This window comes from Lachnoanaerobaculum sanguinis (assembly GCF_033242365.1).
GTDB classification, from domain to species: Bacteria; Bacillota; Clostridia; order Lachnospirales; family Lachnospiraceae; genus Lachnoanaerobaculum; species Lachnoanaerobaculum sanguinis.
The window spans coordinates 69,924-95,538 of sequence record NZ_BTHK01000006.1 but is presented as its reverse complement, the minus strand read 5'-3'; the positions used below and the strand labels follow the sequence as shown (position 1 = coordinate 95,538).

Below are 25,615 nucleotides of genomic sequence, written 5' to 3'. Positions count from 1 at the left end.
AGTTTGTAATCCCAATCGCAGTTCTTTCTTAAAGCTTCGTAGGATTTTACGCAACCTGCGGAACTCGTTTGTTCGCTTGAAGAACAGCGAACTACACTCAAACAAGTCCTCGGTTGCTTAATCCTATCTCGCTTTTGCGAAAGAACTAATCGCTACAGGGATTACAAAATAAAACCTATAATGTATGGCTAAAATTTCAATTTTGTATAAAATTCCTCAACATCTCTTTTCCGTATTCTGTCATTATGGATTCCGGATGAAACTGCACTCCATAAATCGGGTAGCTTTTATGTTCTACCGCCATTACTTCACCGTCATCTGTTCTTGCTACCACTTTTAATTCTGCAGGAATTGTATCCTCGCTTGCGGCAAGTGAGTGATATCTGGCAACCTTACTCTCCGTGGGTAAATTTAAAAATATAGTACCGGAGGTATCAAAATATGTAAGAGAGTCTTTTCCGTGCATCAGCTCCTTGGCATAGGTTATCGTTGCCCCGAATGCCATACAGATTGCCTGATGTCCAAGACAAACTCCAAGAATCGGAATACTTTGTCCAAGCTCCTTTATTACATCTATAATTATACCTGCATCCTCAGGTCTTCCGGGACCCGGTGAGATAATAATCTTTTCCGGAGCAAGAGCTTTTATTTCTTCCACAGTCATTTCATCATTTCGTATTACTTTTATATCAGGATTAATTTCACCTACCATTTGAAACAGGTTGTAGGAAAAACTGTCATAATTATCAATCAATAAAATCATTTGTTTATCTCCTGTGCCTTTTTTAGCGCATCGACTACAGCGCCTGCCTTATTTATGCTTTCCATATATTCCTTATCAGGCTCCGAGTCGGCTACAATACCGGCACCGCTTCTGATAAATACTTTTCCGTTTTTCTTATATGCAAGTCTGATGGCAATGCAGGTGTCCATATTTCCGGTAAAATCAATATATCCTATAGCTCCTCCATAAACTCCTCTTTTGTTGTTTTCAAGTTCACCGATAAGCTGACAGGCACGAATCTTAGGTGCTCCTGAGAGGGTACCTGCAGGAAGAACCGCTTCAAGTGCATCCAGTGCATCGTTTTCAGGTCTTATTTCACCCTTTACAGTAGAGCCTATATGCATTACATGCGAATATCTTTCTATAGAGTGGAATTTTTCCACCTTCACACTTCCGAATTTACTTATCTTGCCAAGGTCATTTCTTCCAAGATCTACAAGCATGTTGTGTTCAGCCAGTTCCTTTTTATCAGCAAGTAATTCTTCTTCCAAAAGCAGATCCTCAGCCTCTGTTTTTCCTCTCGGTCTTGTACCAGCAAGAGGGAAGGTGTGGAGTATTCCGTCTTCAAGCTTTACCAGAGTTTCAGGTGAAGCTCCCGCAATCTCTACATCGGTACCTGAAAAATAAAACATATATGGTGAAGGGTTTACCGTTCTAAGCACTCTGTAGGTATCAAAAAGACTTCCGCTAAAGTCCGCCTGCAAGCGGTTTGAAAGTACTATCTGGAATATATCGCCCTCCTTGATATGATGCTTTGCCTTTGCAATCATCTCTGAAAATTCTTCTTGTGAGAATAAAGGCTTTACTTCAGAGAGCAGTTTTCCTGTTTCATAGGATTTCTCACCCGTAAATAAAAGATTTTTTATTTTCTCAAGTCTTTTAACAGCGTTCTCATAGGCAATATGAGTATCTTCATTAAGTGAAATATTTGTAATAAGGATAATTTTTTGCTTTACATGGTCAAATACAATCACATCTTTAAAAAGCATTACATCAATATCTTTAAAGCCCTCAGAATCTTCTACATTTCTTTTGATACTCGGTTCCTTGTAGTTTATATAGTCAAATGAAAAATATCCGACTAAACCGCCTGTAAAAGGAGGTAGAGAGGTAAGTCTCGGGCTTTTGTATTTTTTCAACAAATCTCTAAGATAGCCGGTAGGATCGCTACACTCAAATTCTTCACCGTCCACATTTATTTTGCCGTCATTACAGCTTATAGAAAGTGTGGGATCAAATCCGAGAAATGTATATCTTCCCCAACTCTCGTTAGCCTTTGCCGATTCCAACATATAGGCATGTGTTGAAGCCTTTTTTAGAATTCTTATCGCTTCAATAGGTGTGATAAAGTCGGATAATATTTCCATACTGACCGGTGCGAGAGTGTATTCTTTATTTTCTTTTATTTTTTCTATTTCATTTAATGTAGGGTAATACATACTATAATGTCCTTCCTTCAAGTACAACTCTTTTTTTGATTTCATCCATAAGGGCAGCGAACTGATCAAGGTCAAGTGATTGTGCACCGTCACATAATGCTTTAGCCGGATCATTGTGTACCTCAACCATAATGCCGTCAGCACCTACAGCAAGTGCGGCCTTTGCAAGCGGCGGTACAAGCGATCTGATGCCCACCGCATGGCTTGGATCCACCAGTACCGGAAGATGAGTTTTCTCTTTTAAAAGTGCGACCGCTCCAAGATCCAAAGTATTTCTTGTGGCAGTCTCAAAGGTTCTGATACCACGCTCACAAAGTATTACATTTTCATTGCCTGATGCCATGATATATTCGGCACTCATAAGGAATTCCTCAATAGTGTTACAAAGTCCACGCTTTAAAAGTATAGGCTTTTTCAACTTTCCGACTTCCTTAAGTAAATCAAAGTTTTGCATATTTCTGGCACCTATTTGAATAATGTCCACATTCTCAAACAGCGGTAATTGTGTTTGATTCATTACCTCAGAGATAATCGGAATATTGACTGCGGCCTTGGCACTCTCCAAAAAGTCAATCCCTTCCTTACCGAGTCCCTGGAAAGCGTAAGGAGAAGTTCTCGGTTTAAATGCTCCTCCGCGAAGTATTACAGCTCCGCTGTCTTTAATACTTCTTGCAACCATTGTAATCTGATCTCTTGTTTCCACGCTGCAAGGTCCTGCAATAACGGTAAATGTACCGGTACCTATACTGATGTCGTTTACCTTTATGACAGTATCGTCAGGGTGAACGGTTCTGCCTGCAGCCTTATATGTTTCTGTAACTCTTTTTCCGTAGTCAACTATCGGATGAGTTGCTACTATAGTGTCCATATCTATTTTTGAAGTGTTGCCGATTAAGCAAACAGCCGTATGTTCCGTTCCCGGTGCATATATTGTATCAAATCCTATATCTTCAAATTCTTTTCTAAAGTTTTGTATAGCCTCTTCACTGATGCCTGCTTTTAATATAAAAACCATAAGTCCTCCTGAGTAAATAAAAAAGTCCCTGACAAATAAAAACCTAAAAAGGCTGATATTTGTCAAGGACGAAATTTCAACAATAAAAAATCGCGGTGCCACCTTGATTCACAGTATGACCTGTGCACTTTAAGATACCTACATATCCCTTGCAACTGACGTATGCGTACGTTGTAGTATACTTTGCCGAAGCATTTGACTACACCCTCCATGGTCCATTTGCTAGACTGTTTCTTATCCGGCTCTCACCTTCCCGGACTCTCTGTGAAGTCATGACTAACTTTATCTCCATATCAACGGTTTGATTATTTTTTGAATTCTAATATAAAATTTTTATTATGTCAACAAAAATATTTTTAGGTGTATACTAAAAAACTCAAATCATTTACATACAAGCAGTATAAATGTTATAATAGGCGCGTGTTCTTTGGCAAAAGGCTTTAATACACAAAGTCCATCAAAAAATAGATGTAAGAAAGGAGTGCGATGGGTTTTTTAGAAAAATTGGAAAGAAAATTCGGCAGATATGCAATCAGAAATTTGATGATGTATCTGACTGTATTATATAGTATAGGTTTTGCTATATCCTTGATAAATATTGAAATATATTATAATTATTTATCATTGGATATACCTAAAATACTTTCGGGTCAGGTGTGGAGACTTATTACATGGACTATGTATGCACCGGATCAAAGTATATTTTTCGGGGCTATAATGCTGTATTTGTATTATAATCTCGGAAGCAATCTTGAAAGGGTTTGGGGAAGTTTCAGATTTAATCTCTATATGTTTATGGGATATTTCTTCCTTATTGTAGGAGCATTTGTGCTGTATGCAATATACGGGGATGCTGTAAGCATGTTTCCGCTTACACCCGACAGCCTGAATATGTCAATATTTTTGGCTTTTGCAGTAACTTATCCTGAGATGAGCTTTTATGTATACTTTGTATTACCGATAAAGGCAAAATATTTGGCATTTGTATATTTACTTATTGAAGCATATAGCTTTATAATGGGTGGCGTCATTACAAAGGTATCAATAGGGCTTAGCTTGTTCAACTTTATAATATTCTATTTACTTACAAGAAACTGGTATAGAATATCACCGAAGAATATAGCCGGAAGGGCGAAATTTAAAAAGGCGGCCAAGATAAGACCGGCAGGTGAGTCGATACATAAATGTGCGGTTTGTGGAAGAACCGAAAAAGATGACGATACACTGGAGTTTAGATTCTGTTCTAAATGTAAGGGAAATTTGGAGTATTGCTCAGACCATTTATATACACATATTCATGTGGAATAGAGCTTACATCCGTATTTTGAAGTATTATTGGTTTGCCGTTTATTTTTAAATATATCTTGATACATTTAAAAATGAGCGGTAGTATTTACGCTTATAAAAATAAAGAGGAAAAGAAATGAAGAGAACAAAGATTATCTGTACCATGGGTCCAAACACAAATGATAAAAAGCTTATGAAAGATATGGCGATTGCAGGGATGGATGTTGCCAGATTCAATTTTTCACATGGTGATTATGAGGAGCATCTTGGCAGACTGAATATACTGAGAGAAGTTAGAGAAGAAACAGGAAAGCATGTAGCTGCTCTACTTGATACAAAGGGTCCTGAAATAAGAACAGGTTTACTTGAAGGCGGTCAGAAGGTAACTTTAGTAGCGGGAAATGAATATACACTTACAATAAACGAATGTGTGGGAAATGATAAGAAAGGCTTTATCAATTACAGCGGTCTTAATGATGATGTAAAGGCGGGAGACAGGATACTTATAGATGACGGTCTTATCGAGCTTGAGGTAATATCTGTTGAAGGAGCCGATATACATACGAAAATTCTAAACGGCGGTGAGCTTGGAGAGAAAAAGGGTGTAAATGTACCGGGAGTTTCTATAAAGCTGCCTGCACTTACGCAGAAGGATATCGAAGATGTAAAATTTGCCTGTGACAACGGTTTTGACTTTATTGCGGCCTCTTTTATAAGAAACGGAGATGCGGTTCGTCAGATTAGAGAAATATTAAAGGAGAAGGGTTCAACTATCCAGATTATTTCAAAGATTGAAAACCAGGAAGGTATCGACAACATGGACGATATCATCGAAGCAAGTGATGGTATCATGGTTGCAAGAGGTGATATGGGTGTTGAGATCGATGCCGCAAAATTGCCTTTTATACAGAAAAAGATTATTGAAAAATGTTCTGTGGCAGGAAAGCCTGTAATTACAGCTACTCAGATGCTTGATTCAATGATAAGAAATCCAAGACCTACAAGAGCTGAAGTTTCAGACGTTGCAAATGCCATATATGACGGTACGGATGCAATAATGCTTTCAGGTGAGTCCGCAATGGGTAAGTACCCTCTTGAAGCACTCAAGATGATGGTAAAGATAGCAAAAGAGACGGAGATACATCTTGACCATGCACTTTACAGAGGCAGAAAAGTAAACAAGATGGACAGGAAGAATATTTCAAATCAGGTTGGCTATGCAGCAGTATATACTGCAGACCAATTGGATGCAAAGGCAATAATAGCCCCTTCTATTACAGGATTTACCACAAGAATGCTTTCAAAGTGGAGATCAAGTATACCTGTTTACGGAATGAGTCCAAGTATTTCAACAGTTCGTCAGATGCAGCTTTTCTACGGCGTAGTTCCTGTATGGGCAAAGAGGGCGGACACTACAGATGAGCTTATATCATCTTCAGTTGAGATATTAAAATCAGGAAAATACATTAAGGAAAATGATCTTGTAGTAATTACGGCAGGCATCATACCTGATAAAATTGAGAGAGGACCTGCAAAATATACAAATACAATGCAGGTCGAGATAGTAAAATAATTAATAAATTAGCATACTTTTTTATACAAAAATAAGTAGAAATATGGTAAAATACAGATAAATGAATGACCGTAGAGGTCCTATAAATAAAGTCACAAGGATGTATACATTCGGGTGACTTTATTGGGATTATAAAGGAGAGAAAACATGAAAAACCCAATAGTAACATTAACAATGACAGACGGCTCAGTAATCAAAATCGAACTTTATCCTGAGGTGGCTCCAAACACTGTAAGAAATTTTATCAGCCTGATCAATGAGAAGTTCTATGACGGACTTACATTCCACAGAGTAATTTCAGGATTTATGATACAGGGCGGATGCCCACAGGGAAACGGAATGGGCGGTCCTGACTATCAAATCAAGGGAGAGTTTAACCAGAACGGATTCCAGAATGATTTGGCTCACAGCAGAGGAGTTATTTCAATGGCAAGAGCTATGAGTCCGAACTCTGCAGGTTCACAGTTCTTTATAATGCATCAGGATGCACCTCATTTAGACGGAGCATATGCCGCATTCGGAATGGTAATCGAGGGAATGGATGTAGTTGACAGAATTGCAGCTGCAGATACAGATTATAATGACAGACCGAATACAGAGCAGAAGATTGCAACTATGACAGTGGATACATTCGGCGAGACTTATGAAGCTCCTGAAAAGTGTTAATGTTTCAGGACAGCATTGTGATATATTAATATCTGATGAAAATGTGGCTTTGTGGGAGGCATTTAACTCTCACAAGGCCACAATTGCTGTACTTGGTAAAGAAGATATAGATATATCTGTTTCAAAATATGCGGTGGAAAGTCTTGAAGACATTGATGAGGAATATATAAAGAAGGTTGCCTGCAGAACTCTGGGTATGCCTTTTAATATAGGCAAGGTGGAAGGTATAAATATTCGTGAGATGAGACCCGACGACTTTGAAATTTTATCTAAATTTAGAGAATTTCCTTTTAAAACAAAAAATGACTTACAGGAATATATTTCCTTTCACTACGATTTTTACGGCTATGGATTATATGTATTTGAAAACGATAATGAGTTCATGGGTCTGGCAGGATTTTACAATAAAGACGGAAAATGTTATATTTCATATATGACTGAAGAAAGATACCGAAGGTGCGGATATACATTTAAAGTATGCAGGTATTTACTGGATTACTTAAGAGAGTCTGTAAAAATAATTGATGTATATGCACAAATAGACAAATCAAATATAGCATCGATTAGTTTTGCTAAAAAACTTGGTGTGATAATAAATGAAATTTTAATAGAGTGATGTTTAATTGCATACGCAGGTTAGAAAAACCTAACTGTTGTTTTTATACAAATTTTAATGTATAATTTTAGGAACAATATTTTTAGGGGCAGTAAAATACAGAGGTTTATTGAATGAAAGTGAAGGCATTTGCAAAAATTAATTTATGCTTGGATGTACTGAGAAGAAAAGAAAACGGTTACCATGAAGTAGAAATGGTTATGACAAATGTTGATATATTTGACGTACTTGAAATTAAAGAACTTGAAGAAAAAAAGATATTACTTAAATCATACAATACGGATTTGGCAATGGATGAGACCAATCTTATATACAAGGCCATAGCGCTTTTGCAAAAGGAAACCGGAAAGACATTCGGAGTGGAGGTTTTGCTGGAAAAGAATATTCCGATGGAAGCAGGTATGGCAGGGGGAAGTGCAGATGCGGCGGCTACATTAAAAGCGGTAAATGAGCTTTTTAAACTCGGTGTAAGTGATGAGAGACTTTTGGAGCTTGGAGCAAGCCTCGGTGCGGATATACCTTTTTGTATAATGGGAGGAACGGTACTGGCAAGCGGAATTGGAGAAAAGCTTAGGCGATTAAGCCCCTTACCGAAAATGAAACTTTTAATAGTAAAACCGAAAGCGGGGCTTTCTACAAAAAAGGTATATGAGAGCCTTGATATAGACGGCCTTAATAAGGCAGGATTTATACATAAAGATGTAGGTGAAATGGTTTCGGTTATAGAGAGTGATGAAGCCGATAAGACAAAGATAGAAAAAATTGCCGGGAGACTCGACAATATTTTGGAGGTGCCTTCTATAAGACTTTTGCCTTTAATAGCGGATATCAAGCAAAAGATGCTTGATAACAATTGTCTTGGAGCTCTTATGAGCGGAAGCGGAACCGCAATATTCGGTATCTATGAAAATGATGAGGATATGATAAAGACCAAAGAAATATTGGAAAAAGACGACAGAATAAATTATATACAGATTACAAATACACTATAGAAAGATATATGGAGGATACAATGACAGCTTTTTCGCATGCAGAAGGAGATGAATATATGCCACTGAGAGATGTGGTTTTTAAAACTTTAAGACAGGCAATTCTAAGAGGAGAGTTGCAGCCGGGTGAGAGACTTATGGAGATAGCTCTCTCAAAGAAGCTTGGAGTGTCAAGAACACCTATAAGAGAAGCTATAAGAATGCTTGAACTTGAAGGCCTTGTGCTTATGATTCCGAGAAAGGGTGCAGAGGTTGCAGGGATTACCGAAAAGAATCTTAGAGATACTCTGGAAGTGAGAAGAGCCTTGGAGGAGCTTGCAATAGAACTTTCATGTACAAAGATTACGGATGAGGAGTTAAATGAGCTTGAGCAGGCTGAAGAGGAATTTGTTGATTCAATAGAAAATAAAGATATTATTGATATTGCACGTGCAGATGAGAAATTTCATGATATAATATTTACAAGCACAGGCAATGATAAGCTGGTACAGATGATAAATAATCTACGTGAGCAGATGTATCGTTACAGACTTGAATATGTAAAGGCTGAAGCGACAAGAAATCAGCTTATGGAAGAGCATGAGATGATATTAAAGGCGCTAAAGTGCAGAGACAAGTCGGAGGCTAAGAGAATCATTGCCGAGCATATAAATAATCAGGAGGTGAATGTTTCCAAGAAGATCAAGGAGACACCTACAAAATAATGAGGAAATTAGTGATAATATTCGGAGGACAGTCCTCTGAACATGAGATATCTGTAATATCTGCAACCAATATATCAAAACAGGTGGATACTGATAAATATGAGCTCATTTTAATCGGTATCACCAAGGAAGGTAAATGGCTCAAGGTTGAGAATATATCTTCAATGGAAGACGGAAGTTGGATTAATTCAAAGAATTGTGCATTTATTTTGCCTGATGCAACAAAAAAGTGTATAATAGTAGAGACAGATGGGGAATATAAGGAAATTCATGTGGATGTGGTATTCCCTGTACTGCATGGACTCTATGGTGAAGACGGTACTATTCAAGGACTGTTGGAACTTGCAAAGATTCCCTATGTAGGGTGTGGAGTTTTAGCCAGTGCCGTAGGTATGGACAAGCTCTATACAAAACTTGTTGTTGACAAGCTCGGTATAAGACAGGCCGCATATGAGCCGGTACTTGACTATGAAGCGAGGGAGGATTTTGAAGGAGTAATAAAGAGGATTGAAAACAGATTTGACTATCCGGTATTTGTAAAGCCTTCAAACGCCGGTTCTTCAAGAGGCGTATCAAAAGCCTCAAACAGAGAGGAACTGGAAAAAGGTATAAAAGAAGCTCTAAATCATGACAGAAAAGTTCTTGTGGAAGAAACTATAGTGGGACATGAGGTGGAATGTGGAGTGCTTGGCAAACCGGGAGATGTAATGGCAAGCGGAGTCGGTGAGATAAAATCGGCGGCAACATTCTATGATTATGATGCAAAATATAAGCTGGATTCACTCACATTGCTTGACTCAAAGCTTCCTGACGGAGTAAGAGAAAAACTTCCCGAGTGCGCAAAAAAGATTTTTACAGCTTTGGACGGATTCGGACTTTCAAGAGTGGACTTCTTTGCAAAGGAAGACGGAGAGATTGTATTTAATGAGATAAATACAATGCCCGGATTTACCGCAATAAGTATGTATCCTATGTTATTTGAGGCTGCGGGTATCGGAAAGAAAGAGCTGATTGACAAACTTATTGATTTGGCTTTTGAGAGAAGGTGATTTTTCTTGAATTTACCTATAGGAATATTTGATTCAGGTGTCGGAGGGCTTACGGTAGCAAGGGAAATAGTGTCGCAGATGCCAAATGAAAGTACTGTTTATTTTGGAGATACGGCAAGAGTTCCATACGGCTCCAAGTCAAGAGATACTATTATTAAATACTCCGGACAGATTGTAAAATTTTTACAGACAAAAAATGTAAAAGCTATTGTGATTGCGTGCAATACCGCCAGTGCTTTTGCGCTTGACATATTAAAGACAGAGATTGATATACCGATTATGGGTGTTATTCATGCAGGTGCCATAACTGCCGCCAAAACCACAAAGGTGGGAAGGATTGGAGTTGTGGGTACCAGCGGAACCATATCAAGCGGTATATATGAGAAAACTATTCATCAGATAAATAATGAACTTGAAGTAATACAAAAGGCCTGTCCGCTTTTGGTTCCTTTGGTAGAAGAGGGCCTTATAAATGACAGAGTTACAGATGAGATTATTTCAAGGTATGTTAGTGAATTAAAGAGCAGACATATTGACAGTCTGGTATTGGGATGTACCCATTATCCTTTACTGTATAAGACTTTTGGAAGGATTATGGGAGAGGAAGTTTCCCTTGTAAATCCTGCATATGAGACCGCGAAGGAATTGAAATCTTTGTTGGAGCGTGAGAATCTTTGTGCCGTGGATGACGGCGAAGTTTTTCATGACTTTTATGTCAGTGATATGGCGGAAAGATTTAGTGATTTTGCATCTTCTATTATGCCCGGCATAGTAAAGAAGGCCGGTATAGTCAATATAGAGGAATTTTAGTGACAATAAAATATTGTTACGATTAAAAAACATTTAAAGCTTTGCAGAATGCATACAAATTGGATTGGCTAGACAAGAGTGTACATAAAGCAGACAGGCATTCTTTGTTGAGCATAGTTATCAGTTTTTTATTTAAGGTTATTTTATATAGAATAGTGGGGAGATACATTTTTCTAGTAAACTATCATTCTTTTATTTTAAACTTGATATTTGCATAACAACCAGTGGTAGCTTAGGGTTGGGTAGAGACCGCATTGCGGCTTCTACTATGGTTTTAAGGTAGAAGATTATGAAAGAATTTGTAGATATTGAGATTAGCGGCTCTCATTTGAGGTATGATGAGAACGATCCTATTGCCGTGAATATTTCAGGAAATCACTATATTGATGGTGATATACACAAAATAACTTACGTGGAAGAAGCCCAAGGTTTTGATGAAATTATCCTTAATACAATAATAGTAAAGAAGAACAGGGTTGAAATTATCAAAGAGGGTGTGGTAAATTCCAAGATGGTATTTGCCAATAACAGTAGGTACAAAACAATATATGACACTCCCTTTGGAAGATTGGATATGGAAACAGAGACAAAGCTTCTGCTCATAGATATGAATGAGGAGGAGATAAATGTCTATGTTGAATATATACTCTACATAGAGGGAGATAGGGCATCAAATTCAAAGATGCGCATTCACATAGTTGAAGCTGTTGATAGAGTAGATAAAAAGGGTGGTTGATCCACCCTTTTTTAGAACAGGTTAGTTAAACCTAAGTCAAGGAGGAAATATGGACAATAAATTAAAAATTTCATTCAATTCACCGGTTATATTGGGATTTGTTATTTTGAGCTTTATAGTATTTGTAATGGATGTTATTACGGGAGGACTTTCCACAAGACTTTTCTTCAGTGTATACAGATCGTCTTTTATAAATCCTCTTACATATATCAGATTTTTCGGACATGTACTTGGCCATGCAAATCTTGATCATTTCCTTGGTAATATAATGCTGATACTTGTAATCGGACCGATGCTTGAAGAAAAGTACGGTTCGGCGAATATACTCTTTGTAATTCTTGCAACTGCACTTGTAACGGGATTGGTACATTTCTTTGTATTCCCGTCTTCAGGATTGCTTGGAGCAAGCGGTGTAGTGTTTGCATTTATACTGCTTTCATCATTTGCAGGATTTAAAGAAGGAAAAATTCCTTTTACATTTATTCTTGTAGCGCTTTTATATATCGGAGAGCAGATATATCAAGGATTCTTTGTACAGGACAATATTTCAAATCTTACTCATATCCTCGGAGGTATAGTAGGTGCCCTGCTTGGATATGTGATGAATAAGGGGAGAATGAACAGGTACTAGGGTATTTATGGAGAGAGAAATAATATATGATATTTCTGTTCTGGAATATGTGTTATTTTGTATAGAAGGTCTTGCAAAAAAGCTGGGAAAAGATGGAAGAGAAGTATATCAAATACTGACAGAGGACAGCGATATATTAAACAGTTATATAGTACCGTCATATGATGTATTACATACACAGGGCAAAGATTATATTATTGAAGATATTTTGGATGTGATGAAGAAAAGAGGTCTGACGGTATGAGACTATATCATGGTTCATATACAGAAATTAAATCACCGGATTTATTACATTCAAGAAAAAATGTTGATTTCGGATTGGGATTTTACACAACTCCATTGTATGAACAGGCCGTAAATTGGGCAAGAAAGTTTAAAAGAAATGGAGGCAATGGGATAATATCATATTATAGATTTGATGAAAAGGTACTTCATAAATTAAAGGTATTAAACTTTGATACATATTCAGATGAATGGTTGGACTTTATTCTAAATTGTAGAGCAGGTAAGGATGTATCAGATTATGATGTGGTAATAGGTGGTGTTGCTAATGATAAAGTTTTTAACACTATTGAATTATTTTTTGATGGACTGATTGACAAGAAAGAGGCTATAAGTCGATTAAAATATGAAAAGCCTAATCTACAGATATGTTTCAGGACACAAAAAGCGTTGGACTACAGTTTATTATATGAGGGAAGTGAGACAATATGAATGCAAATCCTGTGTTATTACAAAAGAAATATGCACGCATTATAGAAAATTTTGCACGAAAAAAAAACATTTCAATTGAGGAATCTTTAGATTTTTTTTATCACTCATTTACATATGAACTGATGAGTAAAGGGATTTCCGATATGCATTGTATGAGTGATGAATATTTGATTGAAGATTTGGAGCGAGAATATAGTGGCGAGTATGGAAATAGGAAAGCTATATGAGATATACTCAACCGATGATGAAAGCTTTAGTGTAGGATATCTGCTGCATCAAAATGATGATATCTGTATATTTAAAGCGTATGATGATCAGGGGAGAGAAGCAGGAATTTATGCTTTTAAAAAGAAAATAATAAGCTCATGTTTTGAGGGTACGGAATATTTAGCCAAAATGAAATTATATATAGATTACTGGAAGGGTAAAGAGACAAAAACGGTATCTATGAATGACTTGGACGGTGAAATATCTATTGGAAATATCCTCGAATATATAATTTTGAGTAAACGAATATCAACTGTTATGATAGATTCGAATGATGAAATGTATACAGGTTTTATTTCAGAATTAGATGCTGTATCTGTAGCTATAGAATGTGTAGATATATCAAATGCAAAAGTTTATGATAAAATAAAAATTAATGTAGGAGATATATGCTTTATAGAATTTAACAGCGTAGATAATGATGTACTTTTGTATGCGTACAGGAATCTTAACGGAAAGCATGACTGTTGTAAATAGATTATCTATAAGCGATCAATTGTTTAAAAGGGAGATATTACAAAATTCTTATACTTTGTGATATCTCCCATTATTTTAATTATAATGTCCACGACAGGATAGAATTGTCCTGACTTTGCCAATAAAGGTAGTCTTCCCATGCATCAAAATCCCACTGTAATGTTCTTGCCATAACTTTAATCCTCTATTAATTCATGTTCGGCAAGTTTAAGCTGACCGGCTTTGTATTTGTCAAGCTTTTCTTTCAAATACCTTTGATTATTCTCCGAATAAAACGGATCCATAGAGACTTCAAAAGGTATACGATGCTCTCTGCCAACTTTCTTGGCAAATATAGTAAAGGCCGCACTCATAGAAAGTCCAAGCTCATTACAAACATTTTCCATTCTCTTTTTATCCGCCTCATCCAGACGAAAGTTTACATTAACGGTCTGTGCCATAAAACTTCTCCTTTCTTATATTGATGAATTTATTATAGCATTTGTAAAGAAAAATACAAGAAAAGTTATATAAAATATATTTACATAATATAATCAATATTGATTTTTACATATACTCTCCAATTTCCCAAAATATGATATAATATAATAAGTATTGAATGAAAAAGAGGAGAAATATGTCTTTTACACATCTACATGTACATACAGGATATTCATTATTGGACGGATCCTGTAAGATAAAAGAGATAATAAGTAGAGCAAAAGAACTCAATATGACATCACTTGCCATTACCGATCATGGAGTGATGTATGGAGTCATAGATTTTTATAAAGAGGCAAAGGCACAGGGTATCAAACCGATACTTGGTTGTGAAGTGTATGTAAGCCCTTCATCAAGATTTGAAAAGCAGGCAAAGCAGGGAGACAGATACTATCACCTTATTTTACTGGCAAAAAATAATAAGGGCTATGAGAACCTGACAAAGATAGTTTCAAAAGGTTTTACCGAAGGTTTTTATTATAAACCGAGAATAGACTTTGAACTGTTACAGGAATATCATGAGGGTATAATAGCGCTTTCAGCTTGTTTGGCAGGTGAAATTCCAAAGCTTATATCAAGAGGTAGAGAGGATGATGCAAGAAAGGCCGCACAAAAATATAAGGATCTGTTTGGTGAGGATTCTTTTTATTTGGAGCTTCAAAACCATGGAATTCCCGAGCAAAAGTATGTAAATCAGGTTCTGGTAAAAATCGGAAAAGAGCTTGATATTCCGCTTGTGGCAACCAATGATATACACTATATAAATGCTGAAGATGCAAAAGCACATGACATACTGCTTTGTATACAGACCGGTAAGACAGTGTCCGATCCCGACAGAATGAGATATGAGGGCGGACAATTTTTCTTAAAGTCCGAAGATGAGATGAAGGCACTATTTCCATATGCAATAGATGCTGTTGAAAATACCGGTAAGATAGCGGATATGTGTGATGTGGAAATAAAATTCGGTGAGACCAAATTGCCTGAATATCCTGTGCCGAATCAAATGTCGGCAAAGGAATATTTGGAAAGTCTGTGTCAAAGCGGTTTTGAAAGAAATTACCCGGACGATTATCCAAACAGAGAAGAAATAAAGAGCAGAATGTACTATGAGCTTGGCGTAATAGAAAAAATGGGTTATATAGACTATTTTTTGATAGTTTGGGACTATATAAATTATGCAAGAAGCAAGGGTATCTCTGTAGGACCGGGAAGAGGTTCTGCAGCAGGAAGTGTAGTATCATACTGTCTTGGAATCACAGATATCGATCCGATAAAATATAATCTTATTTTTGAGAGATTTTTAAATCCCGAGAGAGTTTCCATGCCCGATATAGACGTGGACTTTGCGGATGAAAGACGTGGCGAAGTTATTGAATATGTGGTAAACAAATACGGCAGTGAAAGAGTATGTCAGATAATAACCTTCGGTACATTGCAGGCAAGAGGTGTTATCAGGGATGTCGGAAGAGCTATGGAGATTCCATATGCCAGATGTGACAGTATTGCAAAGATGATACCAATGGATAAGGATATTACTTTGGGGCTTGCACTTGAGAGAAATAAGGAACTTAAAGAGCTGTATGACAGTGATGAAGTGGTTCATGAACTTATAAATTACAGCTTGAAACTTGAGGGGCTGCCAAGACATGCAAGTATTCATGCGGCAGGCGTTGTAATCTCAAAAAAAGCTGTTGAAGAATATGTACCGCTTGCACTTGGAGTGGATAATGCGGTTACAACGCAGTTTACCATGACGACCTTGGAGGAGCTCGGTCTTTTAAAGATGGACTTTTTGGGACTGCGCACACTTACAGTACTTCAAAATGCTTTGGCAATGATAAAGAAAAATCATAGTATAGATATCGACTTAAAAAATATTGACTATGATGATAAAAAGGTATATGAATTCATATCCACAGGAAGGACAGATGCGGTATTCCAGTTGGAGAGCGGCGGAATGCAAAGCTTTATGAAGCGATTAAAACCTGAAAATCTTGAGGATATAATTGCCGGTATTTCACTTTATCGTCCGGGGCCTATGGATTTTATACCGAAATATATTGCAGGTAAGAACAACAAAGACAAAGTAAGCTATGATACGCCACAACTTATTTCCATACTTGAGCCGACCTATGGCTGTATAGTATATCAAGAGCAGGTAATGCAGATTGTGCGAGATCTGGCAGGATATACCATGGGTGGAAGTGATGAGGTTCGCCGTGCCATGAGTAAGAAAAAGGCACATATTATGGAGATGGAGCGAAAGAACTTCGTATATGGAAATGAAAAAAAGGGTATCAAGGGCTGTATAAATAACGGTATAAAAGAAGAAATAGCAAACAGAATCTTTGATGAAATGATTGACTTTGCAAGTTATGCCTTCAACAAATCACATGCGGCATGTTATGCTGTGGTTTCATATCAGACCGCATATCTGAAATATTATTATCCGAAAGAGTTTATGGCGGCTTCACTCACTTCCGTAAGCGATAATCCGACAAAGCTTATTGAATATATGGGTGGCCTTTCCGATATGGGTATAAAGATATTGCCTCCGGATGTAAATCTCGGTGAGGGAGCATTCAGTGTGGATGAGGACGGTATAAGATTCGGTCTTTCCACCATAAAGGGTGTCGGAAAAGCGGTATCCGATGCGATTGTAAGAGAGAGGACTTTAAACGGAAAATTTCTTTCGCTTGAAAACTTTATAAACAGACTTCCTCAAAAGGATTTGAATAAGAGAAGCATTGAAGGCTTTATAAAGTCGGGAGCCCTTGACGGTATGGAGGGAAACCGACATGAAAAGATTCTTAATGCGGAACTTTTCATAGATAAGAAGTCCAAGGAGAGTAAGGCGGTGATCCCCGGTCAGATGTCATTTTTTGATGTGGTAAGTGAAGAGGATAAGGACAGCTTTGTTTCTGAACTTATTCATATAGAGGAGTATCCTAAAGAAGAACTTCTAAAATATGAGATGGAAGTTATGGGAATGTATGTCAGCGGACATCCTTTGGAAGAATATATTTCACTTTTGGAAAAGCACTCCGATGCAAGAAGCATTGACTTTTATCCGGATGAAAACGGAGAGATTCCTTTGGAGTCGGGAATTAAGTTGACCATTGGCGGATTGCTGGTGGAGGTAAATAAAAGATTTACCAAAAAAGGCGATATGATGGCCATATGTACTCTTGAAGATCTGTATGGAAGAATAGAGCTTGTTGTATTCCCGAAGGCATTTGAAAACTACGGCAATGAGCTCATAGAGGGTGGAAAAGTATTTGTTAAGGGAAGAGTTGATACCTCGGGAGAAGAGGAAGGCAAACTCATAGTGGATACTGTAAGTGAGTTTGGAAGAGTGAAAAAAGAACTTTGGATACAGTATGCCGATAAGGAAAGCTATGAAGAGGATCTTGGAAACCTCCTTACAGATATAGGTATGATGAGCGGAAATGACAGTGTTATCATATATCTGAAAAAGGAAAGAGCAAAAAAGGACCTTGGCGGTGAGTGGGGAGTGCCCGCAGATGAGGCTGTCAGAATACTTGGCGAAAGACTTGGCAGCGACAATGTAAAGGTAGTGGAGAAGATTTAATATATAAAAGTCAGATATGTAACAAAACGCATAGAAAAATATTGATTATTTTAGTATAATTACTTTGTGCTCAATAGAGTATTGTACTAAGTAAGAAAGGAAATTATAGACATAAGTCTATACGGTTTTTAATATGGCAAATAATGAATTCAGGGAAGAGCTTGACCCTCAAAGCAGTGTAAATAAAGTAATAGGTATTGTTTCAGGAAAGGGTGGAGTAGGTAAAAGCCTTGTGACATCATTGATGGCGGTAAAGGCAATGACAAAGGGCTTTAGAGTCGGTATTATAGATGCCGATATCACAGGACCTTCCATACCTAAGGCATTCGGGCTTAGCGGAAAGCTTGGGGTTACATATGATCAGCTTATGGTTCCGGCTGTTACAAATACGGGAATTAATGTGGTAAGTACAAATCTTATCTTAGAGAATGAGACAGATCCGGTTATATGGAGAGGACCTGTAATAGCAGGTGTTGTAAAGCAGTTTTGGAAGGATACCGTATGGAATAATATCGACTATATGTTTGTTGATATGCCTCCGGGTACAGGAGATGTTCCGCTTACAGTTTTCCAGTCAATACCTGTTGACGGAATTATAATAGTTACCAGTCCTCAGGAGCTTGTTTCAATGATAGTTGCAAAGGCCGTAAACATGGCTAAAAAGATGAATGTTCCTATACTCGGTCTTGTTGAGAATATGAGCTATTTTGAGTGTCCTGATTGTGGAAGCAAGCATGAGATATTCGGAAAGAGTCATATTGATGAGATAGCAAAAAAAGAAGGATTGAAGGTACTTGCAAAGCTTCCTATAGATCCTGAAGTGGCGAGACAGGTGGACGCAGGTCTTGTAGAGTATGTTAAGGCACCTTGGTTTGATGAAGCGGCAGATTATATTTTAAAATAATTATTTTGACCGGGGAATATACCGGAAAGAGTATGCAAAAGAAGTGGAGAGCTTATGTATATATCAAATAACCCGAATAACGAATTGGAGCAGTCCATTGTACAAGTTCCCGATTTGGTACAGATACCTGAAGAAATACATGAAATGGCACAGAAATTTCAAGAGGCCATGATGATGTATACCTGTGCAATCAGGGAAGTAAAGACAAAGCTGGAAGTTTTAAATGATGAACTTTCGGTTAAAAACAGAAGAAACCCTATAGAGGTGATAAAATCAAGAGTAAAAAAGCCGAAAAGCATTGTGGAAAAGTTAAAAAGGCGTGGACTTCCGCTTACACTTGATTCAATAGTCAATAATCTGGATGATGTGGCAGGTATAAGAGTTATCTGCTCATTCCTTGATGATATTTATGAAGTGGCCGATATGCTTACAAGACAGGACGATGTAAATTTGATTGCCGTAAAGGATTATATAAAAAAGCCTAAGGAAAACGGATATCGCTCTTACCATCTTATTATCGAGATACCGGTATTTTTCTCGGAGAAAAAGCAGCCTATGAGGGTTGAGGTACAGATAAGGACTATTGCCATGGATTTTTGGGCGAGCCTTGATCATCAGCTGAAATACAAAAAAGATTTTATTGATTCCGACGATGTTGAAAGACAGCTTAAGGAATGTGCCGATGTGATAGCAAATACGGACCAACAAATGCTTAATATAAGACAAAGCATAGAGTCAAGAGGTATAGAAGTAAGAAAACCGAGATAAAAAGTGGGGCTGTAACTTATGAAAAATTAAGTTACAGCCTTTTTGTTAATCAATAGTATATATATTGGATTTTAACCAAAGCTTCATCTTGCTGAAGCCGAACATGTATATCAAAAACAGTGTGCTGGTGATGATCCATGAAAGCGGATAAGCCCAGAGTATTGTATAGAAATTCGGGAATTTTGGTACCATTACAATTATCCAGACTATTCTAAGTACGCATACACCTCCAGCGGTCATTATCATAGGTATCCAGCTGTCACCGATTCCTCTGAGAGACCCTGAGAAGATCTCGATAATAATGTATGCCGGGAAGGCGACAACCATAAAATTCAGCATATCCGTACCTATCTTTAACACATTCTCGTCCTTGGTAAACAGGGTATAAATATTTCTTCCAAAGAGTTTTAACATTATCATTACTATTCCGGTAACTACGACCGATAAAATCATTCCGTAAATTATTCCTTTTTTTACTCTTTCTTTATTACCGTAGCCGAAGTTTTGTCCGGTGAAGGTGGTAACGGAGATTCCGAGAGACTGTATAGTCATCCAAAAGAGAGTGTCTATTTTACCGTAGGCGGTAAAGGCGGCAATTGTGTCGGTACCGAGACTGTTTATAGAGGCCTGAATAAGTATATTTGCAATGGTGTACATGGCAGACTGCATTCCTGCGGCAGTACCTATACTTATCATTTTTCTGAGCTCCGAAAAATTTATTTGTAAATTCTTTAATCTCAATTTTAATGCATCATTTCTTTTATAGAGCACTATGATGACCAATACGGCACTGATTATTTGCGATGTAACGGTTGCAATTGCTGCACCTGTTACGCCCATATTCATATAGCGTATCAATATAATATCTAAAACTATATTCACAAAACAGCTTATAACAAGGAATATAAGCGGAGTTTTGGAGTCACCTACAGCACGAAGGAGTCCGGCTCCCATATTGTAGATAAGATTAGGTGCAAGTCCCAGAAAGTATATTTGAAGATAGGGTAATGCCATAGACATCATATCATCCGGAATATTCATATTTGCAAGCATTGTCTTTGAAAATATTATACCTAATATACTGACTATGATTCCCACTATAAGTGAAAACGCAATTGAAGTATGAACGCATATACTTACAAGCCTATCATTTTTTGCGCCATAGTGTTGTGAGACGATTACACTGAAACCGGAGGATAATCCTACAAAAACGCCTATAAAAAGATTGATTATTGTACTTGTGGTTCCACCTACGGCTGCAAGTCCGAGCTTTCCTACATTTTGACCCACGATAACGGCATCTGCAGTGTTATACAGCTGTTGGAAGAAAGTTCCAAGGAGTATGGGGAAGAAGAATAATAAAAGCCCGAAGGTAATATTCCCCTTGGTCATATCCTGCTTCTTGGTTTGTTGCATAAATATCCTTTCTTTTATATCATTTCTTCAGGTTTAAAAACCTCATCAAATTTTTCCTCTGTCATAAGATTCATGACAAGAGTCGCCTCTTTTAGAGAAATATTTTTCTCATGTGCAAGCTTGGCAACTTTTGCAGCGTTCTCATATCCGATATATGGACTGATGGCGGTTACAAGCATCAGTGAATTATGCAGATTTTCATGCATTTTTTGTTTGTTTGCCTTGATACCGCACACACAGTGAACTCTGAATGAGTCCATACCTTCAGATAAAATTCTGACAGACTGAAGGAAGTTATGGATAAGCACAGGCATAAATACATTCAGCTCAAAATTCCCTTGGCTTGATGCCATATTTACAGCCGTATTATTTGACATTACCTGTACACATACCATAGTCATTGACTCACACTGTGTAGGATTTACTTTTCCGGGCATTATTGAGCTTCCGGGTTCGTTTTCAGGAATAAATATTTCACCCAAACCGCATCTTGGACCGCTTGAAAGCCATCTTATATCATTTGCTGTTTTCATCAAATCGCCTGAAAGAGATGAAAGTGCTCCATGTACAAAGGTAAGTTCGGATTTTGAAGTTAAAGCATGGAATTTATTGCTGTCTGTAACAAAATCTTTACCGGTAAGTTTTGATATATTCTTTGCAACCAGAGTGTCAAATCCCTTTGGAGCATTCAGTCCCGTACCTACAGCAGTGGCACCGAGAGCAAGTTTTTTTATAAATGGAAGCGCACTTTCTATTTGCATATAATCATTTTCAAGAGAAGACCTCCATCCGCTTATCTCCTGTGAAAAGGCTATAGGAGTGGCATCCTGTAAATGTGTTCTTCCGGATTTTACAATTCCTTCATTTTCCTCTTCAAGCTTTTTAAATGCATGTATCAGCTTATCTAAAGAAGGAAGGAGCTTATCCTGTACTTCCAAAACCGCAGCTATATGCATTGCAGCGGGGAAGGTGTCGTTTGAGCTTTGTGACATATTTACATCATCATTCGGATGCAAAAGCTTTTTCCCCAAAATCTCATTGCCTCTATTGGTAATTACCTCATTTACGTTCATATTGCTCTGAGTACCGCTGCCGGTCTGCCATACTGAGAGCGGGAAGTGCTCGTCCAGCTTACCTTCAAGTATTTCATTGCAAACCTTATTTATAATGTTCGACTTTTCCTCCGTCAATTTTCCAAGTTCAAGATTTGTAGCGGCACAGGCTGATTTCAGATATGCAAATGCTCGTATCACCTCAGTCGGAATTTTTTCGGTACCGATTTTAAAGTTTGAAAGACTTCTTGCTGTTTGAGCGCCGTAATATTTGTCCACAGGTACTTTGATACTGCCCATAGAGTCATGCTCTATACGATATTCCATAGTTTTCTCCTAACATCATTTATGCTATAATCAGTTTAACAAAAAACAAAATAAAAAAACAGGTCAATAAATGAAAATAAAAAAACAAGAGTCAAGATTTTTAATAATACTGGACATATTGATGCAATTGGCAGTGATACTTTCACTTGCATGGTTTGTGGTGTATATATTTGGAGCAAAAACCTTTATGGTCGGTCAGTCCATGTCACCGCAGATAGAGCAGGGAGAGGCTGTACTTATAAATAAAGCCACATATACTTTTTTAAAACCTAAAAGATATGATTTGATAGCATTTCAAAATACAGACGGAAGAGTGTGTATCAGAAGAGTCATAGGGCTTCCCGGTGAAAGTGTTAATATAAGAGAAGGTTTGGTTTATATAGACGGTGAAGTATTGGATAAATTTTTTGAGGCTTCATCAGGCGGTTTGGCTGCAGACGAAATTAAGTTGGCAAGTAATGAATATTTTGTATTGGGTGATAACAGAGTCGGAAGTGAAGACTCAAGGATCTCAACAATAGGAAATGTAACGGAAGATATGATTATAGGTAATGCATGGATCAGAGTATTGCCTGTAAAAAGGATAGGTTTTATAAAATAGAGCCTGATGAAAGGATAGTTTATGAAGATACAATGGTACCCGGGTCATATGACTAAGGCAAAAAGAGCCATGTCAGATGCCATAAAGCTTGTGGATATTATTATAGAGATGACTGATGCCAGAGCACCTGAGGCTACAAGAAATCCGGAAATCATGGAACTGGGTTCCAATAAGTCCAGAATTATTATATTAAATAAGGCCGATCTCTCCGATGAGAGTGCAAACAACAGATGGGCAAGCCATTATAAGGAGCAGGGTTATGAGTGCATGTTTATGGACTCCAGAAAGAAAAACGGAGTGAATGCACTGATAAAGGCTATAGAGAATGTTTCAAAGGAAAAGAGAGAAAGAGACGCCAAAAGAGGAATTAAAAACAGACCTGTAAGAGCAATGGTGGCAGGTATTCCGAATGTCGGCAAGTCCACACTTATAAACTCGGTTTCAGGAAGAGCAATGGCAAAGACCGGAAATAAACCGGGAGTTACCAAGGGGAATCAGTGGATAAAACTTAAAGGTCAGATAGAACTTTTAGATACTCCGGGAATACTTTGGCCAAAGTTTGAAGACGAAAACATCGGTGAGATGATTGCATTTATCGGCTCTATAAACGATATGATTATAGATATCAGAGAGCTGGGGCTTGAACTTATTAAATGGTTTATTAAAAACAGACCTGAGATACTTACAGAAAGATTTGAGATGGAAGACGGTGATGATGAAAATGCCGTTTTAATAAAAATAGCAAACTTAAGAGGTTGTACAAAGAAGGGCAATGAGCTTGACTATGATAAGGCCGCAAGTATCTTTGTAAATGAGTTCAGGTCGGGGAAGCTTGGAAGAGTTACATTACAAATGCCGTAGGAAAACAGGATGAGGAAAATAAGTGAAGAAAAACTTGCCCTTGAGAGAGTAAGACTTGAGGGCATGAGAGAATTTGAAAATAAATACAGCGATTTGGCATATGTTGCCGGTATAGACGAGGCAGGCAGAGGGCCGCTTGCAGGTCCTGTGGTGGCGGCGGCGGTAATTTTGCCGAAGGACATCTTCCTTCCTTTTTTAAATGACTCCAAAAAGGTGACGGAAAAGAGAAGAGATGTTTTATTTGATGAAATAAAGCAAAATGCCATAGCGTACGGTATAGGTATTGCTTCAAATACTTTGATAGATGAGATAAATATATTACAGGCTACTTATGAGGCAATGAGAGAGGCCGTAAATGCACTGGAAAAAACACCTGATGTTTTACTGGTGGATGCTGTACATATACCTGATATAAATATAAAGCAGGTGGGTATAGTAAAAGGAGATGCCAAGAGTGTAAACATAGCCGCAGCAAGTATACTTGCAAAGGTCACCAGAGACAGGCTTATGGCAGAGTATGATAAAATCTACCCTGAGTACGGATTTGCATCAAATAAGGGCTACGGTACGGCGACGCATATAGCGGCTTTAAAGGAAATAGGGCCATGTGCCATACACAGAAAATCATTTATAGGAAATTTTGTAAGTGAATAAAAGAGAAGTCGGAAACAAGGGGGAGGCAATTGCTGCCTCTTTTCTTGAAAATAACGGAATCATAATACTTGAAAGAAACTACCGAAACAGATTCGGCGAGATAGATATTATCGCCATAGAAGGCAATGTATTATTATTTATAGAAGTAAAATACAGGAAAGATGAAAGCTTCGGATATCCGCTTGAGTCTGTAGGATATTTTAAGCAACAGAAAATACGAAAACTGGCAAGGTATTATCTTAATGAAAAGCATTATTTCATGCACAGTATAAGATTTGACTGTATAGGAATAATGGGTGAGAAGATAGACTGGATAAAAGGAGCATTTTATTGAGTATAAAGATATTAAAAAAGAATGATAAAAATATTTTGAGATTGAAAAAAGCTGAAAACGGAGTGGAATATTTTTCGTTTGAAGCATTGGAAAAATATGAGGAGCTTGTTCAGGGATTTTCCACAAGGATAGGAGGGGTAAGCGAAGGCCCTTATGCCTCTATGAATTTAAGTTTCAGCAGAGAGCCTGATAATAAAGAGGGTGTACTTGAGAATTATAAAAGAATGGCAAAAGCTCTGGGAGTAAAGGAAGACAGTTTTGTGCTCTCATATCAGGAGCATTCCACCAATGTAAGAGTAGTGAATAAAAGCGATATGGGTAAGGGAGTATCGGTTGAAAGAGACTACAGAAATATTGACGGGCTGATAACTGATGAGAGAGGCATTACCTTGGGGGCTTTTTTTGCAGACTGTATTCCGCTGTATTTTTACGACAGAAAAAAACAGGTAATAGGGCTTGCTCATTCGGGTTGGAGAGGTACCTGCAAAAGAATGGGTGCGGTAATGATAGATGAGATGGCAAAAAAATTCGGCACGGATGCAAAGGATGTAATTGCCTGTATAGGCCCCGGGATTTGTCAAGACTGCTATCAGGTAAGCGAAGATGTATACGAAGAGTTTTCAAAAAACTTTAAAAGTGAAGATATAGAGAGTATTTTCAGAGAAGACGGAGAGGATCATTTCAGACTTTCACTTTGGAAAGCGAATGAAACAGTCTTAAAAGAGGCGGGAGTCTTGCCTGAGAATATATTTACATCAAATATTTGTACCGCCTGCAATCCGGATTTGCTTTATTCCCATAGAATAATGGGAGATATCAGAGGAAATATGGCCGCATTTTTGGCATTAAAATAATTTATTGTCTAA

At 37.6% G+C, this 25,615-nt stretch carries 28 protein-coding genes and 1 other annotated feature; of the genes, 22 read left to right on the top strand and 6 right to left on the bottom strand.

Going from position 1 to position 25,615, the window contains the following annotated elements:
• Positions 1–196 precede the first annotated feature (196 nt).
• From SBH76_RS05525 to aroF, 3 genes are read right to left on the bottom strand one after another with little or no spacing between them, the layout of a single operon-like run.
• Positions 197–763, bottom strand: coding sequence for an anthranilate synthase component II (locus tag SBH76_RS05525; RefSeq protein WP_317977085.1), 567 nt, complete (start codon positions 761–763; stop codon positions 197–199).
• Positions 760–2,223 (bottom strand): anthranilate synthase component I, encoded by a 1,464-nt coding sequence (gene trpE, locus SBH76_RS05520; protein WP_317977084.1) that lies wholly within the window; start codon positions 2,221–2,223, stop codon positions 760–762. The genes SBH76_RS05525 and trpE overlap by 4 nt, the downstream gene beginning before the upstream one ends.
• A 1-nt stretch (position 2,224) precedes the next feature.
• The gene (gene aroF / locus SBH76_RS05515; RefSeq protein ID WP_317977083.1) at positions 2,225–3,238 is read right to left on the bottom strand and encodes a 3-deoxy-7-phosphoheptulonate synthase; all 1,014 of its coding nucleotides are present in this window, start codon (positions 3,236–3,238) and stop codon (positions 2,225–2,227) included.
• A 61-nt stretch (positions 3,239–3,299) separates the two neighbouring features.
• Positions 3,300–3,544, bottom strand: a binding site (T-box leader).
• A 180-nt stretch (positions 3,545–3,724) separates the two neighbouring features.
• Between aroF and SBH76_RS05510 the strand changes: the two genes are divergently transcribed.
• From SBH76_RS05510 to SBH76_RS05445, 14 genes are all read left to right on the top strand, one after another.
• Complete coding sequence (locus tag SBH76_RS05510; protein ID WP_317977082.1) at positions 3,725–4,546, top strand: DUF1751 domain-containing protein; 822 nt, start codon at positions 3,725–3,727, stop codon at positions 4,544–4,546.
• Positions 4,547–4,661: 115 nt separating this feature from the next.
• The gene (gene pyk, locus SBH76_RS05505; protein WP_317977081.1) at positions 4,662–6,098 is read left to right on the top strand and encodes a pyruvate kinase; all 1,437 of its coding nucleotides are present in this window, start codon (positions 4,662–4,664) and stop codon (positions 6,096–6,098) included.
• Between the two features lie 147 nt (positions 6,099–6,245).
• Positions 6,246–6,764: a peptidylprolyl isomerase gene (locus SBH76_RS05500; protein ID WP_007595243.1), complete on the top strand. Its 519-nt coding sequence runs from the start codon at positions 6,246–6,248 to the stop codon at positions 6,762–6,764.
• On the top strand, positions 6,742–7,380 hold the full coding sequence (locus SBH76_RS05495) for a GNAT family N-acetyltransferase (RefSeq protein WP_317977080.1): 639 nt from the start codon (positions 6,742–6,744) through the stop codon (positions 7,378–7,380). The genes SBH76_RS05500 and SBH76_RS05495 overlap by 23 nt, the downstream gene beginning before the upstream one ends.
• Before the next feature lie 113 nt (positions 7,381–7,493).
• A complete protein-coding gene (ispE, locus tag SBH76_RS05490) occupies positions 7,494–8,372 on the top strand; it encodes a 4-(cytidine 5'-diphospho)-2-C-methyl-D-erythritol kinase (protein WP_315049861.1) in 879 nt (292 codons plus the stop codon).
• A 20-nt stretch (positions 8,373–8,392) separates the two neighbouring features.
• Positions 8,393–9,073: a GntR family transcriptional regulator gene (locus SBH76_RS05485; protein WP_317977079.1), complete on the top strand. Its 681-nt coding sequence runs from the start codon at positions 8,393–8,395 to the stop codon at positions 9,071–9,073.
• A complete protein-coding gene (locus SBH76_RS05480) occupies positions 9,073–10,122 on the top strand; it encodes a D-alanine--D-alanine ligase family protein (RefSeq protein WP_317977078.1) in 1,050 nt (349 codons plus the stop codon). The genes SBH76_RS05485 and SBH76_RS05480 overlap by 1 nt, the downstream gene beginning before the upstream one ends.
• 6 nt (positions 10,123–10,128) lie before the next feature.
• Positions 10,129–10,932 carry a glutamate racemase gene (gene murI, locus SBH76_RS05475; RefSeq protein ID WP_317977076.1) on the top strand — a complete coding sequence of 268 codons (804 nt, stop codon included), beginning with the start codon at positions 10,129–10,131 and terminating at the stop codon, positions 10,930–10,932.
• Positions 10,933–11,221: 289 nt separating this feature from the next.
• Positions 11,222–11,668 (top strand): YwiB family protein, encoded by a 447-nt coding sequence (locus SBH76_RS05470; RefSeq protein WP_007595250.1) that lies wholly within the window; start codon positions 11,222–11,224, stop codon positions 11,666–11,668.
• Between the two features lie 49 nt (positions 11,669–11,717).
• Entirely contained in the window at positions 11,718–12,299 is a 582-nt protein-coding gene (locus SBH76_RS05465; RefSeq protein WP_007595251.1) for a rhomboid family intramembrane serine protease, read from the top strand.
• Between the two features lie 7 nt (positions 12,300–12,306).
• Positions 12,307–12,543 carry a DUF3791 domain-containing protein gene (locus SBH76_RS05460; RefSeq protein ID WP_007595265.1) on the top strand — a complete coding sequence of 79 codons (237 nt, stop codon included), beginning with the start codon at positions 12,307–12,309 and terminating at the stop codon, positions 12,541–12,543.
• Positions 12,540–13,013 (top strand): DUF3990 domain-containing protein, encoded by a 474-nt coding sequence (locus SBH76_RS05455; protein WP_317977075.1) that lies wholly within the window; start codon positions 12,540–12,542, stop codon positions 13,011–13,013. Before SBH76_RS05460 ends, SBH76_RS05455 begins: the two co-directional genes overlap by 4 nt.
• Entirely contained in the window at positions 13,010–13,240 is a 231-nt protein-coding gene (locus tag SBH76_RS05450; protein ID WP_007595266.1) for a DUF3791 domain-containing protein, read from the top strand. Before SBH76_RS05455 ends, SBH76_RS05450 begins: the two co-directional genes overlap by 4 nt.
• The gene (locus SBH76_RS05445; protein WP_317977074.1) at positions 13,218–13,757 is read left to right on the top strand and encodes a hypothetical protein; all 540 of its coding nucleotides are present in this window, start codon (positions 13,218–13,220) and stop codon (positions 13,755–13,757) included. The genes SBH76_RS05450 and SBH76_RS05445 overlap by 23 nt, the downstream gene beginning before the upstream one ends.
• Before the next feature lie 176 nt (positions 13,758–13,933).
• Here SBH76_RS05445 and SBH76_RS05440 read toward each other — a convergent pair whose 3' ends face one another.
• Positions 13,934–14,197, bottom strand: a complete 264-nt coding sequence (locus SBH76_RS05440) for a type II toxin-antitoxin system RelB/DinJ family antitoxin (protein WP_317977073.1) — start codon at positions 14,195–14,197, stop codon at positions 13,934–13,936.
• A gap of 176 nt (positions 14,198–14,373) precedes the next feature.
• On the opposite strand from SBH76_RS05440, the gene SBH76_RS05435 reads away from it, so the two are divergent.
• The 3 genes from SBH76_RS05435 (at position 14,374) to SBH76_RS05425 (ending at position 19,504) form a co-directional block, all read left to right on the top strand.
• Entirely contained in the window at positions 14,374–17,832 is a 3,459-nt protein-coding gene (locus SBH76_RS05435; protein WP_317977072.1) for a DNA polymerase III subunit alpha, read from the top strand.
• Positions 17,833–17,965: 133 nt separating this feature from the next.
• Positions 17,966–18,736 (top strand): Mrp/NBP35 family ATP-binding protein, encoded by a 771-nt coding sequence (locus SBH76_RS05430; RefSeq protein ID WP_317977071.1) that lies wholly within the window; start codon positions 17,966–17,968, stop codon positions 18,734–18,736.
• Between the two features lie 54 nt (positions 18,737–18,790).
• Positions 18,791–19,504: a GTP pyrophosphokinase gene (locus tag SBH76_RS05425; protein ID WP_007595280.1), complete on the top strand. Its 714-nt coding sequence runs from the start codon at positions 18,791–18,793 to the stop codon at positions 19,502–19,504.
• Between the two features lie 45 nt (positions 19,505–19,549).
• Here the strand turns inward: SBH76_RS05425 and SBH76_RS05420 are convergent, their stop codons facing one another.
• Entirely contained in the window at positions 19,550–20,920 is a 1,371-nt protein-coding gene (locus SBH76_RS05420; RefSeq protein WP_317977070.1) for an MATE family efflux transporter, read from the bottom strand.
• Positions 20,921–20,934: 14 nt separating this feature from the next.
• Entirely contained in the window at positions 20,935–22,299 is a 1,365-nt protein-coding gene (gene fumC / locus SBH76_RS05415; protein ID WP_317977069.1) for a class II fumarate hydratase, read from the bottom strand.
• 70 nt (positions 22,300–22,369) lie between these two features.
• On the opposite strand from fumC, the gene lepB reads away from it, so the two are divergent.
• From lepB to pgeF, 5 genes are read left to right on the top strand one after another with little or no spacing between them, the layout of a single operon-like run.
• On the top strand, positions 22,370–22,900 hold the full coding sequence (gene lepB / locus SBH76_RS05410) for a signal peptidase I (protein WP_009663364.1): 531 nt from the start codon (positions 22,370–22,372) through the stop codon (positions 22,898–22,900).
• 21 nt (positions 22,901–22,921) lie between these two features.
• On the top strand, positions 22,922–23,761 hold the full coding sequence (gene ylqF / locus SBH76_RS05405; RefSeq protein ID WP_007595285.1) for a ribosome biogenesis GTPase YlqF: 840 nt from the start codon (positions 22,922–22,924) through the stop codon (positions 23,759–23,761).
• Positions 23,762–23,770: 9 nt separating this feature from the next.
• Positions 23,771–24,415: a ribonuclease HII gene (gene rnhB / locus SBH76_RS05400; protein ID WP_034211472.1), complete on the top strand. Its 645-nt coding sequence runs from the start codon at positions 23,771–23,773 to the stop codon at positions 24,413–24,415.
• Positions 24,408–24,749 carry a YraN family protein gene (locus SBH76_RS05395; RefSeq protein WP_007595287.1) on the top strand — a complete coding sequence of 114 codons (342 nt, stop codon included), beginning with the start codon at positions 24,408–24,410 and terminating at the stop codon, positions 24,747–24,749. The genes rnhB and SBH76_RS05395 overlap by 8 nt, the downstream gene beginning before the upstream one ends.
• Positions 24,746–25,603: a peptidoglycan editing factor PgeF gene (pgeF, locus tag SBH76_RS05390; protein ID WP_317977068.1), complete on the top strand. Its 858-nt coding sequence runs from the start codon at positions 24,746–24,748 to the stop codon at positions 25,601–25,603. The genes SBH76_RS05395 and pgeF overlap by 4 nt, the downstream gene beginning before the upstream one ends.
• The last annotated feature ends 12 nt before the right edge of the window (positions 25,604–25,615 follow it).